The organism is Bacteroides cellulosilyticus (genome assembly GCF_020091405.1).
GTDB lineage: Bacteria > Bacteroidota > Bacteroidia > Bacteroidales > Bacteroidaceae > Bacteroides.
The window spans coordinates 793,737-805,955 of record NZ_CP081903.1 but is presented as its reverse complement, the minus strand read 5'-3'; the positions used below and the strand labels follow the sequence as shown (position 1 = coordinate 805,955).

14 protein-coding genes are annotated in these 12,219 nt (G+C 46.3%); 1 reads left to right on the top strand and 13 read right to left on the bottom strand.

Features of this window, described 5'->3' with window-relative positions:
• Positions 1-44 precede the first annotated feature (44 nt).
• From K6V21_RS02855 to efp, 5 genes are all read right to left on the bottom strand, one after another.
• Positions 45-356, bottom strand: coding sequence for a metal-sulfur cluster assembly factor (locus K6V21_RS02855; protein ID WP_007210649.1), 312 nt, complete (start codon positions 354-356; stop codon positions 45-47).
• Between the two features lie 426 nt (positions 357-782).
• Positions 783-1,469: a RadC family protein gene (gene radC / locus K6V21_RS02850; protein ID WP_224320801.1), complete on the bottom strand. Its 687-nt coding sequence runs from the start codon at positions 1,467-1,469 to the stop codon at positions 783-785.
• A gap of 19 nt (positions 1,470-1,488) precedes the next feature.
• Positions 1,489-2,478, bottom strand: coding sequence for a glycosyltransferase (locus tag K6V21_RS02845; RefSeq protein ID WP_224320800.1), 990 nt, complete (start codon positions 2,476-2,478; stop codon positions 1,489-1,491).
• A 5-nt stretch (positions 2,479-2,483) separates the two neighbouring features.
• On the bottom strand, positions 2,484-3,527 hold the full coding sequence (locus K6V21_RS02840; RefSeq protein ID WP_217712463.1) for a YhcG family protein: 1,044 nt from the start codon (positions 3,525-3,527) through the stop codon (positions 2,484-2,486).
• A 160-nt stretch (positions 3,528-3,687) separates the two neighbouring features.
• Positions 3,688-4,257, bottom strand: coding sequence for an elongation factor P (efp, locus tag K6V21_RS02835; RefSeq protein ID WP_217712462.1), 570 nt, complete (start codon positions 4,255-4,257; stop codon positions 3,688-3,690).
• 183 nt (positions 4,258-4,440) lie between these two features.
• Between efp and rpmH the strand changes: the two genes are divergently transcribed.
• Positions 4,441-4,602, top strand: coding sequence for a 50S ribosomal protein L34 (gene rpmH, locus K6V21_RS02830; protein WP_002558970.1), 162 nt, complete (start codon positions 4,441-4,443; stop codon positions 4,600-4,602).
• Positions 4,603-4,671: 69 nt separating this feature from the next.
• Here rpmH and K6V21_RS02825 read toward each other — a convergent pair whose 3' ends face one another.
• From K6V21_RS02825 to K6V21_RS02790, 8 genes are all read right to left on the bottom strand, one after another.
• A complete protein-coding gene (locus tag K6V21_RS02825; protein ID WP_217712461.1) occupies positions 4,672-5,061 on the bottom strand; it encodes a rhodanese-like domain-containing protein in 390 nt (129 codons plus the stop codon).
• Position 5,062: 1 nt separating this feature from the next.
• Entirely contained in the window at positions 5,063-5,752 is a 690-nt protein-coding gene (locus K6V21_RS02820; RefSeq protein ID WP_217712460.1) for a hypothetical protein, read from the bottom strand.
• Between the two features lie 8 nt (positions 5,753-5,760).
• On the bottom strand, positions 5,761-6,918 hold the full coding sequence (locus K6V21_RS02815) for an acyltransferase (RefSeq protein WP_224320799.1): 1,158 nt from the start codon (positions 6,916-6,918) through the stop codon (positions 5,761-5,763).
• Positions 6,919-6,959: 41 nt separating this feature from the next.
• Positions 6,960-7,934, bottom strand: a complete 975-nt coding sequence (locus K6V21_RS02810) for a D-alanine--D-alanine ligase (RefSeq protein ID WP_224320798.1) — start codon at positions 7,932-7,934, stop codon at positions 6,960-6,962.
• Positions 7,931-9,004, bottom strand: a complete 1,074-nt coding sequence (locus tag K6V21_RS02805) for an RluA family pseudouridine synthase (RefSeq protein WP_007217054.1) — start codon at positions 9,002-9,004, stop codon at positions 7,931-7,933. The genes K6V21_RS02810 and K6V21_RS02805 overlap by 4 nt, the downstream gene beginning before the upstream one ends.
• A 49-nt stretch (positions 9,005-9,053) precedes the next feature.
• Positions 9,054-9,695 (bottom strand): PASTA domain-containing protein, encoded by a 642-nt coding sequence (locus K6V21_RS02800; protein ID WP_149925661.1) that lies wholly within the window; start codon positions 9,693-9,695, stop codon positions 9,054-9,056.
• A gap of 170 nt (positions 9,696-9,865) precedes the next feature.
• Positions 9,866-10,819 carry an acetylornithine carbamoyltransferase gene (locus tag K6V21_RS02795; RefSeq protein WP_044271408.1) on the bottom strand — a complete coding sequence of 318 codons (954 nt, stop codon included), beginning with the start codon at positions 10,817-10,819 and terminating at the stop codon, positions 9,866-9,868.
• Between the two features lie 24 nt (positions 10,820-10,843).
• Positions 10,844-12,091 carry a glutamate-5-semialdehyde dehydrogenase gene (locus tag K6V21_RS02790; protein WP_224320797.1) on the bottom strand — a complete coding sequence of 416 codons (1,248 nt, stop codon included), beginning with the start codon at positions 12,089-12,091 and terminating at the stop codon, positions 10,844-10,846.
• Positions 12,092-12,219: the final 128 nt, after the last annotated feature.

Genomic DNA, 12,219 nt, shown 5'->3' with positions numbered 1-12,219 from the left:
ATTATGGGATGCAAGTAATCAGTAATTACTTGCAATGGGGTTGCTTACAGGAATCCCAGTTCCAGTTTGGCTTCCTCGCTCATCATGTCCTTGTCCCATTCCGGTTCGAACACCAGATTGATGGTGGCGGCGGATACACCGTCAACTGATTCCACTTTCTGGCGCACGTCTTCCATGATAAAGTCGGCTGCCGGACAGTTGGGTGCTGTCAAGGTCATATCAATATTTACTTCTCCACTGTCGGAGACATCTATTTTGTAGATAAGTCCCAGATCGTATACGTTTACCGGGATTTCCGGGTCGAATACGGTTTTGAGCATCGCTACTATTTTTTCTTCTATTTCAAACTTGGTCATATTCGTATCATTTTAGTTAGGCAAAGATAGTTGAAACCGGAAGCAGAAGCAAATTTATTTGCATTATGCTGATGCAACTCGTCTTCGTGAAGCAAAGCTAAAGAAATAAATTGAAACTACAAAGGAACGGGTTTTGAAAAAGCCTGTCACAGGCACTCTGCAACTCGAATATTAAGAGCTTTTATCAAGCACATTACTGGCTTGTATATCAAGCATTACTACCTTTCATCTGAATCTTCCTTACCTCTCATGCACAAGATGCCATCTTGTGTTGTGTAAGATGCTACCTTGTGTTGTACGAGATGCCATCTTGTGCATGAGAGGTAAGGAAGATCCGGATGGCTTCCTTTCATGTTTTCTGTCTTATCTCTTAATGTTCAGGTTGTTGCTGGGCTATGGCGGTAAGCTACCGGGGCTACTTGCCACTTAAATCATTCCTTCATCGTTAAAGCTGTAATACTTTCCGTCTGTTACAATAACGTGGTCGATGAGGCGGATGTTCATTGTCTGAGCGCCTTTTTGGACAAGTTGCGTCAGGCGTTGATCATCTGTGCTGGGGCGTGGGCTGCCGGAAGGATGGTTGTGTATCAAAGCTATTTGCGTGGCTCGTTGTATTAAGGCCTCGCGCAGGATGCTGCGTACGTCGGCGGTAGTCTGGTCGATGCCACCGCGGCTGATGCGGGATTTGTCGATGACGCGGGAAGCCTGGTTAAGGAGTAAAACCCAGAATTCTTCGTGTGCCAGGTCGCAAAGAAGCGGGTGAAAGATTTCGTAGATGTCTTTGGAAGAGCGGATGGTGGCACGTTCCGGACGTTCCTGTAGCTTGCGGCGTTTACCCAGTTCCAATGCTGCCATGATGGTGATGCTCTTGGCGGGACCGAAGCCTTTGAAGCGGGAAAAATCCTGCACTTCCCATTTACCCAATCGATTGAGGTCGTTGCCGCAAGTGGAAAGTACCCGTTGCATAAGTGATACCGCGCTTTCTTCTGTGTTTCCCGAACCGATAAGGATGGCAAGCAATTCAGCGTCGCTCAAGGCTTCCGCTCCCTTCAGCATCATTTTTTCCCGCGGACGGTCTTCTTCCGCCCACTGATTGATAGTCAGTTTCTCCATGTTAATCACTAATCGCTAATCACTTATAAAAGTTTTTTTTGAAAGCCTCAAACTCGTCTTTGCCAAGTATGCAGCGATTCCACCATGCTCTCCAAAAGCCTGTGCCATATCCGATGAGTTGGATAAAGGAGGCGGCAATGGAATAGATGCCGATGCGCAGGCTTCGGTTCTGGATGGAAGAGTCTATGCATACCAGCAGTGCATACAAAGCAATGGGCGTCAGACTGTAAAGGCAGAAAGGAGCACCAAGCATCAGTACCGCTACTCCCAGTGTGAATGCTGCGGGCAGGAGGTGGACGACTTTCAGTGATTCCGGATATTTCTTATATAGATTGATGCGCGCAATTCCCGAATTATGCACTTGTTTGAAGAATTTCTTTAAGTCCGTGCGGCGTTTATGATACACCCATGCATCGGGGAATAACAGGCAGCGGTAACCGCCTTTAAATATCCGGCTGCTGAAGTCTATGTCTTCTCCGAATCGCATCTTTGAGAAACCGCCCAATGCAGCATATACGTCTCGCTTAACACCCATGTTGAAGCTGCGCGGATAGAACTTATCCATTTTCTTTTTTCCTCCCCGGATGCCTCCGGTAGTGAAGAAAGAGGTCATGGAGTAGTTGATGGCTTTTTGTATATCTGTAAAAGACTCGTGAGCCCGGTCCGGTCCGCCGAAAGCATCGGCAGGACTGGCTTGCAGTTCTTTTTCAATGGCGGCGAGATAACCTGCGGGTAGGATGCAGTCGGAATCCAGGATGATCAGGTATTCCCCTGCGCTTCGTTCGGCGCCATAGTTACGGGTTTGTCCGGGACCGGAATTCGGTTTGTTGTAATAGTGTATGTCCAGTTTATCCTGATATCTGTCCACTACTTCCTTGCAGGGAATGGAGGAACCGTCTTCCACAATCACGACTTCAAAGTCTTTGAAACTCTGTCCGGTCAGACTTTGCAACAGTTCGTCTACTTCGTCGGGACGGTTGTATACAGGAATAATGACGGAGTATCTCATAGGTCTTAATCTTTTAGTTCGTTTTCTATTTCTTCAATGCTGGGCAGGGTACTCTTGAAATCTTTTGGGTAAAGCTGACTTAATTCATATTCAGAGATACCGATGGGCAGTATTGTACTTTCTAATGTGTAGCGTGCCACAATTTCATTTTTGCCTTTACACACTAATAATCCGATAGTAGGGTTATCACCATCTTTGCGCAGTTCATGGTTTACAGCGGATACATAAAATCCTAATTTACCGATAAATTCAGGTTCAAACTCTCCGGTTTTGAGTTCTATCACCACATATGCCCGTAAGCGAACATTGTAGAATAACATATCTATTCGGAATTCTTGCCCTCCTATGATGATTGGAACTTGATGCCCCATATAAGCAAATCCATTTCCTAATTCTAGCAGGAATTTACTGATATTGCTGACTAATGCTTCTTCTAATTCTCGTTCTATATATCCTTCTCTTAGAGCGAGGAAGTCAAAGTGATACGGATCCTTAGTTAGTTCATGTGCCAGATCACTTTGTGAAGAAGGTAAACGTAGTGAGAAATTGTTAATAGAGGCACCTTCCCGTTGATAGAGTCCGCTTTCTATCATATTTAGCAGAACATTGCGGCTCCAGCCATGTTCAATGATTTTGTATATATAGAATTGAGCTTCTTTTAGGCTTGTGCATTTACTGACTATTTTAATATGATGTCCCCATGGAACCTGAAATATGACTTCCTGAAATTGCGAAACAACTTGTTTCGTAATTGAATTTTCTTCATTGTAGAATAAGTACCACTTTCTTATAAGTTCCAGATTTCGTTTGGAAAAACCTTGCATGTCTGGGAATGCTTCTGTTAGATCTGCTGATAATTGATTGAGAAACCCGCTTCCCCATTTCGTTTCAGCTTGTTTTTTAATAATGTTCTCTCCCAAATTCCAGTATAGTTTCAATAACTCCGTATTGACTTTTACCGCTGCCTTAATCTGGCTTTGACGGATACGCTGTTTCAGTTCGCCTATCCATTCCTTATATTCGTTGTCTGTCTTTATCAGTTTACTCATGTTGCAATTCTATTGCTTATTGCTTACAAAGATAGATCATTATTTTCCGATAATCTTCCCAATTGTGTATTCTTTTGCTGACAATAGAAAAAACTGCCTGTCGGGAGTGTTTAATTCTCCTGACAGGCAGCTTATATAATGTATGGTAACGAGAACAGGCTTATGCTTTCACACGGCTTACATAAGAACCGTCACGAGTGTCGATTTCAATCATTTCGCCTTCATTGATGAACAACGGAACGCGCACAGTTGCACCAGACTCTACAGTGGCAGGTTTCAATGTGTTTGTAGCTGTGTCACCTTTCACACCCGGTTCGGTATAAGTGACCTTCTGCTGAACTTTGATAGGCATGTCGGCAAAAAGAACAGTTTCGGTAGATGCGTCCGATACAACTTCCAGAGTGCCGCCTTCCATCAGGAAGTCAACGCCGTTGATCAGGTCGTGGGCAATGGGGTGCTGATCGAAAGTTTCTTGGTTCATGAAGATATAATCTTCACCTTCTTTATATAAGAACTGATAAGGACGACGCTCTACGCGTACATCTTCCAGTTTTTCACCGATATTAAAGCGGCGTTCCAACACATAGCCATTTACTACGTCTTTCAGTTTTACACGCATGAAGGTGTTACCTTTTCCCGGCTTTACATGCAGGAAGTCAATACAAAAATACAACTTGTTGTCCATACGGATGCAAGTTCCGATTTTAATGTCTTGGGCATTAATACTCATATTTTTTATTTTAGATGTTATATAATAGTCTCCACTGAGCTTTGCGGGTGCAAAAGTAATGGAAATCAGTAAAAATCGCAAAAAGTTTTGAGAGAAAAAGACTTAACTCTTGGTTATTTTGAAAAAAGTCCCTATTTTTGCAGCCCGATTACGTGAAATAATAACATAAAACAATATACAGTAATGAAAAGAACATTTCAACCCTCTAACAGAAAGAGAAAAAACAAACACGGTTTCCGTGAGAGAATGGCTTCCGCTAACGGTCGCAGAGTATTAGCTGCACGTCGTGCTAAAGGCCGCAAGAAACTGACTGTTTCTGACGAATACAACGGAGTGAAAGCATAAGCAAACTCTTTGTAATAAAGAATAAGAAAGCCGCAAAGGACTGATAACAGTGCTTTGCGGCTTTTCTTATTATTCCTCTATTTCCTTTCCGGCTTTTTTCCATTCTTCGAAACCTTTGTCGAGGTCGTAAACCACGTATCCCTTTTCGCTGAGTATAGCGGCGGCCTTTTTACTGCGTTTACCACTACGGCAATACAAAGCAACGGGTTTATCTTTCTGTAGAGTGGAGTCGGCTATTTCCGCAAAAGTCTTATCAAGCACATTGATGTTGATGCTTTGGGGAATGTGTGATTCCGAGTATTCGGCTACGGTGCGTACATCCAGACGCTGTATCTCAGGATTGGCTATCAGCGTGGAGAAATCTTCCACGGATACAGACTTGAAATCTCCTTTCTGCTGACAGGAGAAAAGAGAGGAGAAGAATAGGCAGATGCCTGCAATCAAAGAATTTATTTTCATCTTACTGGGGATTATATTCAAATTCATAAGTTACTTCTTTGCCGGAATACGTGTTTAAGCTGAAATAGATTGTAACTTTATCAATTCCATCCTCTGCATATTGCCGTAACGGAACGGATGCATATGCACGTTTCGTGTATGCCTGCACATCTCCGCCATCATCATGATAGAGAGACAGACGTACCGTCCGGGTTCCCGCTTCTTTATCCGTGGTGACTTCGTCCTCAATGAAATGGAACGAGTGCTTTCCGTTCTGCAACTTGATTTCCAGCATTATGTTCAGGTAATCAATCCCCATCCAGATACTCAGTATATCTGCCGGATCACGCTTGATTCCATCCTTAAATTTATCCGCAGACTGCGGCACAGGCGATATGGCACTCAATACTGCATACAATTTCACTCCGGATGTCCCATCGGCAGCTTCCGCCTTGCCATAGTTGCTGACAATGCGGGCAGAGGCATTAGCGTCTATACGCGTTTTCGACGCGTCTTCCACTATTGCAAGTGTTTCGCCTTCATCCGTCAGCACGGATTGCAGGCTACCGTCGGCGCCGGCCTGTGCAGTCAGGAAGTCCAGTTTCACGGACGGATAATGATAATCATCGTCATCGCCGCAGGAAACCAGCATGAATACCAGTACGGGAAGAAACCAGCATAAAGAAACCGGAAATTGTAGCTTACCTTTCATATATTACTCTATTTCGGATTATCAGTTCTTGTAGCCAAATAATTCGTCAGTGGATTGGCATACATCAACAACATCTTTTCGCGCAGGAACGGAACGTCTTTATTGGGCAGTTCAATGCGGGCAAGTTGCTGGTCGATGTAGTCAGTGAAGTGTTTTTTCTCTTCGGCGGTATAATGACCGGCAAAGGCCTTGGTGCCCGACAAATAATCGTGAGCTATGTAATTGCCGGGATACATACGATAGTTTGCATGGATTCTCCGGTCTATAAGGGCGGAGATCAGTGAGAACAGTTCGGGTTTGGAAAGAGAACGGTCCAACTTTTCCAGCTCTTCATTGATGCACGATGCTACCTGGAAGTGCACGCGTCCTTTAGGTCCGAACAAGCCGGTCTGCATATTCTTCAGGTCGTCCTCCTGCGTCTTCTTGTAGTCCGGTATATCGCGTTTCAGTTGGAACTCCTGTGCTTTCAGGTAATCACAAGGATCGTATTCGTACGAAATGCCCAATGGAAGGATATTCATCTCCATCAGACGGTCGATGATATCACCTTCACCACCCATAGCCAGCATCTTGAGAACGCTTTCCTGAGTACGGTCGTTTGAGTCTTTGGCACGCCCTTCACGTTGGGCTATCCAGATGGACTGGTTCTTATCCTTAATGGTGTGGTGCATATAGCGCGACATGCGTCCGGAAGATTCCAGCATTTGGCGCATGGTCAGGGCACGTTGTACTATGAATGATTTGTTGACACGCACGAACTTCTTAATCCAGGGATAGATCAGCAGGTTATCGCCGATGGCAATTTCTACCGTATCCATACCTTTGTCTATCAACTCTACGGACAGGAAACCGGAGTCGAGAATGATATCGCGGTGGTTGGAGATATAAGTATAAGCGGATGTCTTGTCCGTCTGTGCCGTAAGGTCCAGAGTTACTCCCTGGGTCGTATCTCTGGCAAATCTTTTCAGGATTGTGTAACAGAATGCTTTCTGAAACTCCAACTTCGTCTTGCATGTACGCATTTTCTGCGCAAGTGCCTCAAAGGGAACTTCCGGGAAAACAGCAGACGCCACCTGCTGGAAAGCCGGATCGGCAATCAGTTCCTCGTAAATCTGAGGAAGCTCCTCGTCATGATAAGGGCGGATTTCATCAAATTCCATATTCATAATGATTAACGTTTAGTGATTAGCGATTAGTAGGTTAGTCACTAAAACTGGTTCTCAATTATATCAGTCATTACATCCTTAATGTCTAATCCTGCGGCACGTACCTGCTGGGGTATGAAGCTGGTAGCCGTCATTCCGGGCGTGGTGTTCACTTCCAGCAGATTGACTTTTTCTCCGGCAGTGATGATGTAGTCCACACGAATGATACCTGAAGCGCCCAGGATATCGTAAATGGCGGAAGTCAGTGTCTGTATCCGGTGCGTCAGGTCATCGGAGATACGGGCTGGGGTGATTTCGGAAACCTGTCCGTTGTACTTGGCGTCGTAGTCGAAGAATTCATTTTCGGTCACTACTTCGGTGATAGGGAATACGACTGACTTCTCTTTAGTCTTATAACAACCGCAGGTCACTTCGGTGCCTTCCATGTAGGCTTCTATCAGAACTTCTTGCGCTTCATCGAATGCCTTAACAATGGCAGGCTGTATTTGTTCTTTCGTCTTAACTTTCGTTACGCCAAAGCTGGAACCTCCCAGGCTGGGTTTGATGAAACAGGGCAAACCTATCTTTTCAATCACATCTTCATCGGAAATGGATTGTCCCTGGCGAAGCACTAAGGATTCGGCTATGCGTACTCCAAAAACTTTGAGATATTGGTTGCAGGCAAACTTATCATACGTAAGTGCTGCTGCCAGTACACCACAACATGAGTAGGGGATGTGAAGGAGATCGAAATAGCCTTGCAAGCGTCCGTCCTCACCCGGAGTGCCGTGAATGGTAATGTAGGCAAAGTCGAATGTTACCTTCCTGCCATTCATCTGAAAGCTGAAGTCATTCCGGTCAATGGGCGCTTTGCCGCCGTCGGGCAGTTGCACGTGCCAGTCGAGTCCGTGCATCTCCACAATATATAATGTATACTTTTCCTTATCGATAAAGGAGTAGATGCCCTGTGCGCTGCGCAGGGAAACTTGAAATTCGGAGGTATCGCCTCCGCCAACAATAGCAATCGTGCGTTTCATTCTAAATCTCTGTTACTGATGTAGCCTCTCCATTTGTCTATCAGCAAGGTCATGTCTTCGGGCATTTCGGAGGTGAAGTACATCTCTTCGCCGGTGGCGGGATGTACAAAACCCAGTGTCATGGCGTGTAATGCCTGCCGTGGACAAGTATCGAAGCAGTTGTTTACAAATTGTTTGTATTTACTGAAATGGGTACCTTTCAGAATCTCGTGACCGCCGTAGCGCTCATCATTGAAGAGTACATGGCCGATATGTTTCATATGAACACGTATCTGATGGGTACGTCCCGTTTCAAGAATGCATTCTACAAGAGTGACATAGCCCAGACGCTCCAGAACCCGGTAATGGGTCACGGCATGCTTTCCCTGATCATCGGGCAGAACGGTCATCTGCATGCGGTCTCTGGGATTCCGGCCAATGTTTCCGGTGATGGTTCCCTCGTCCTGTTCAACGGTTCCCCACACCAGGGCGCGGTAGCGTCGTTTGGTGGTTTTGTTGAAGAACTGCATACCGAGGTTAGTTTTGGCATCCGGTGTTTTGGCTATGACGAGCAGCCCGGAAGTGTCTTTATCGATGCGATGAACCAGACCGACGTGCGGGTCGTTGGCATCGTAGTCAGGATTATCCTTCATGTGCCAGGCGATGGCGTTCACTAAAGTCCCCTGGTAGTTTCCATGTCCGGGGTGTACCACCAGTCCGGCAGGTTTGTTCACTACCATGAGGTATTTATCCTCGTAGACGATATTAAGTGGAATATCTTCGGGAATGACTTCGTTTTCATAACGCGGACGATCCATCATGATGGTGATGACATCCATCGGTTTCACCTTGTAGCTGCTCTTGACCGGTTTGTTGTTAGCCATTACGAAACCGGCTTCCGCTGATTTCTGTATGCGGTTGCGCGAAGCGTTTGTCAGGCGGTCGAACAGGTATTTGTCTACGCGCATCATTTCCTGTCCTCTATCCACTACCACACGGAAGTGTTCATAGAGTTGGGCTTCATCACCGACAGGTTCTATGTCGTCCAGATCATCCTCAGTCACTATGTCGTCCGGCAAATCTTCTATCATTCCTTGTTCTTTCTATGTGTTATTGTTATTATTCCCCGTATGATCGAGTTTAAAACCAGGACTCGTCTGCTGCGGAATCTTTAGAGGAGGTAGGGGTGGTAGCTTCTACTGCTGTAGAATCCCCTTCCTGAGGCAGTTCTCCACCGTCTCCCACAATTAGTGTAAGTGTGGCACCTACAGGTACTTTTTCACCGTTGGTCAGTGTACGGCCTTTATATTTCACACCGTATACCCAGTCTTTTTCTCCGGCTATGCGTTCGTTCTCGGACAGTTTGAAGCCGGCCGCCAGCAGGCGTGCCTGTGCTTGGCGCATGGAACTGTTGTCCGCTACATCGGGAACGATTAGCAAAGGGGTACTCAGGGTGTTTATGGTCAGATAGATGGTGCGTCCTTCCTTCACTTTCTGCCCGGCGGCAGGATTGTGTTCGAGGATGCATCCGGCTGGTAAGTTCTTTACATAGCTGGAGTCGGAAACAATGCAGGTAAGTCCTTGGTTGCGGAACATTTTCTCAGCTTCTGCCACTCCCATACCTTTCACGTTGGGCACTACTACCGCTTCACCGTGACGGGTGTATATATCCAGTCCCTTCAGCACTCCAAACAGTACAAGGGCAACCACAATGACCATTGCGATCAGGTTTATCCAGAAAAACTTATTCTGTTTGAAAGAAAAAAACTCTTTTATAGTCATAATCCTTGGCGTTGTTTGGGGACAAAGATAATGCAAACCGAAAGCAGTACAAAATATGCTTGCTTATTTTTGATGCTGAGGAGCTTTTTTAAAGGAGAAAGAAGTTATCGCTTCGCTCGGGAGTTAAAGAAGTTAGAACTCCTCTAACTCCTTCTAACTCCTTATTCAGTTCAGAGTGACTCAAGCAGTCTCTTTAATACTACCGTAGCTGATATTTCACGATTAGCCGCTTCGGGGATGACAATAGATTGCGGACTTTCGATGACATCATCTGTTACAATCATATTGCGGCGCACGGGCAGGCAGTGCATGAAATAAGCATTGTTGGTTACTGCCATCTGGCGGTCGCTTACGGTCCACTCACGGTCTTTGCTCAGGATCTGTCCGTAATTATCTCCGGCATAAGCCGCCCAGTTCTTGGCATAGACGAAGTCGGCGCCTTCGAACGCTTTCATCTGATCATATTCCACACGGGCATTTCCTACGAATTGCGGAGCAAGTTCGTAACCTTCGGGATGGGTGATGACGAAATCATAATCCGTGGCGTTCATCCATTCGGCAAATGAATTAGGCACGGCTTGGGGCAATGGGCGCGGATGCGGTGCCCAGCTCATTACCACTTTAGGGCGTGCCGTCTTCTTGTATTCTTCAATTGTGATGAGGTCGGCAAAGCTTTGCAACGGATGGCGGGTAGCTGCTTCCATTGAGAACACCGGGCGACCGGAATGTTGGATGAACTGGTTTATGATTACCTCGTTATAGTCATCCTCTTTGTTTTCGAAGCGGGCGAACGAACGTACACCGATGATGTCGCAGTAGCAACCCATCACAGGAATAGCCTCCAGTAGATGTTCGGGTTTGTCTCCATCCATGATGACACCGCGTTCCGTCTCCAGTTTCCATGCTCCCTGGTTGATGTCCAGCACGATAACATTCATACCCAGATTCGTAGCCGCTTTCTGCGTGCTGAGACGGGTACGTAAGCTGGAGTTGAAGAAAATCATCATCAACGTCTTGTTCCGTCCCAACTCTACGTATTTAAAACGGTCTTTCTTAATCTCAAATGCTTCATCCAGTGCAGCTTTCAGGTTTCCGATGTCCTGCACACAAGTAAACTTCTTCATGTTATATATTTATGATTTATAATTTCACTTCCTTACCTGTCCTTCTCCTTCGACAATCCACTTGTACGTGGTCAGTTCTTCCAGAGCCATGGGACCGCGGGCATGCAGCTTCTGCGTGCTGATACCGATTTCGGCACCCAGACCGAACTGCGCTCCGTCTGTAAAGGAAGTCGGTACGTTGACGTATACGCAGGCGGCGTCCACATCACGACAGAACCGCTCGGCACGGGCCTTATCTTCGGTTACAATACATTCGCTGTGTTTGGAACCGTATTTCTGAATATGTGCTATGGCTTCACGAATGGACTGAACGGTTTTAATGGACATCTTGTAGTCCAGAAATTCCGTACCGAAGTCTTCCTCCGTAGCCTCCTTCAGTAGCTCCGCAGGATAGCTTTCCTTCAGTGCGTTGTATGCGTACATATCCGCATAGATTATCACATTGCTTTTTTGCAACGGTGCGCAAAGTGCCGGCAGATCGTTGAGGCGGTCACCGTCAATCAACAGACAGTCCAGGGCATTGCATACGCTGACGCGGCGCGTTTTGGCATTGTTGATGATAGCTGCACCTTTCTCTACATCACCGTAGCGGTCGAAGAAAGTATGGCAGATACCTGCGCCTGTTTCAATGACGGGTATGGTGGCATTTTGACGCACAAAGTTGATGAGGCTACTGCTGCCACGCGGAATAAGTAAGTCTACATACCCCCGTGCATTCAGCAACTCGGCTGTAGCTTCCCGGTCGGCGGGCAGTAATTCTACGATGTGCGGGTTGATGTTGAAGTGTTCCAGTACTTCGTGTATCACGCTGATAATGGCCCGGTTGGAGGAGTCGGCATCACTACCGCCTTTCAGTATGCAGGCATTTCCGCTTTTCAGGCAGAGGGAGAATACGTCGAAACTCACGTTGGGGCGTGCTTCGTATATAATGCCGATGACACCAAACGGGACACTTACTTTTCTGAGCCTCATCCCCAGGGGATGTGTGTGCTCTTTCAGCGTGCGTCCCACGGGTGAGGGAAGGGTCGCTACATTACGCGTATCGGCCGCGATGCCTTGCAGGCGTTCTACCGTCAGTTTCAGCCGGTCGTATTTCGGATCATTCGGATCCATTCTTTCCAGGTCTTTCTTGTTCTCAGCGAGGATGAAGTCCGATTTTGCCAAGGCAGCGTCCGCTACAGCCAATAGTATCTGATTGATTTCTTTATCGCTCAGTGATAACAATTCCCGGCTGGCTTCCTGCACGGTGGCAAATACTTTGTTTAAGTCCATTTTCTTGTACTTCTTTTATAGATTACCCTGCAAATGTAGCAATTATATCGGGAATGCTTGCTTTATCCCTTTGAAAAAGAATGATAACAGAAGAAAGAGTCGTGTGCCATTCTGACTTTGGTATAAGA

Excerpts from the sequence above, each read along its gene's own strand:
- K6V21_RS02855 (WP_007210649.1), bottom strand. The coding sequence starts at position 356 with ATGACCAAGTTTGAAATAGAAGAAAAAATAGTAGCGATGCTCAAAACC.
- radC (WP_224320801.1), bottom strand. The coding sequence starts at position 1,469 with ATGGAGAAACTGACTATCAATCAGTGGGCGGAAGAAGACCGTCCGCGG.
- K6V21_RS02845 (WP_224320800.1), bottom strand. The coding sequence starts at position 2,478 with ATGAGATACTCCGTCATTATTCCTGTATACAACCGTCCCGACGAAGTA.
- K6V21_RS02840 (WP_217712463.1), bottom strand. The coding sequence starts at position 3,527 with ATGAGTAAACTGATAAAGACAGACAACGAATATAAGGAATGGATAGGC.
- efp (WP_217712462.1), bottom strand. The coding sequence starts at position 4,257 with ATGAGTATTAATGCCCAAGACATTAAAATCGGAACTTGCATCCGTATG.
- rpmH (WP_002558970.1), top strand. The coding sequence starts at position 4,441 with ATGAAAAGAACATTTCAACCCTCTAACAGAAAGAGAAAAAACAAACAC.
- K6V21_RS02825 (WP_217712461.1), bottom strand. The coding sequence starts at position 5,061 with ATGAAAATAAATTCTTTGATTGCAGGCATCTGCCTATTCTTCTCCTCT.
- K6V21_RS02820 (WP_217712460.1), bottom strand. The coding sequence starts at position 5,752 with ATGAAAGGTAAGCTACAATTTCCGGTTTCTTTATGCTGGTTTCTTCCC.
- K6V21_RS02815 (WP_224320799.1), bottom strand. The coding sequence starts at position 6,918 with ATGAATATGGAATTTGATGAAATCCGCCCTTATCATGACGAGGAGCTT.
- K6V21_RS02810 (WP_224320798.1), bottom strand. The coding sequence starts at position 7,934 with ATGAAACGCACGATTGCTATTGTTGGCGGAGGCGATACCTCCGAATTT.
- K6V21_RS02805 (WP_007217054.1), bottom strand. The coding sequence starts at position 9,004 with ATGATAGAAGATTTGCCGGACGACATAGTGACTGAGGATGATCTGGAC.
- K6V21_RS02800 (WP_149925661.1), bottom strand. The coding sequence starts at position 9,695 with ATGACTATAAAAGAGTTTTTTTCTTTCAAACAGAATAAGTTTTTCTGG.
- K6V21_RS02795 (WP_044271408.1), bottom strand. The coding sequence starts at position 10,819 with ATGAAGAAGTTTACTTGTGTGCAGGACATCGGAAACCTGAAAGCTGCA.
- K6V21_RS02790 (WP_224320797.1), bottom strand. The coding sequence starts at position 12,091 with ATGGACTTAAACAAAGTATTTGCCACCGTGCAGGAAGCCAGCCGGGAA.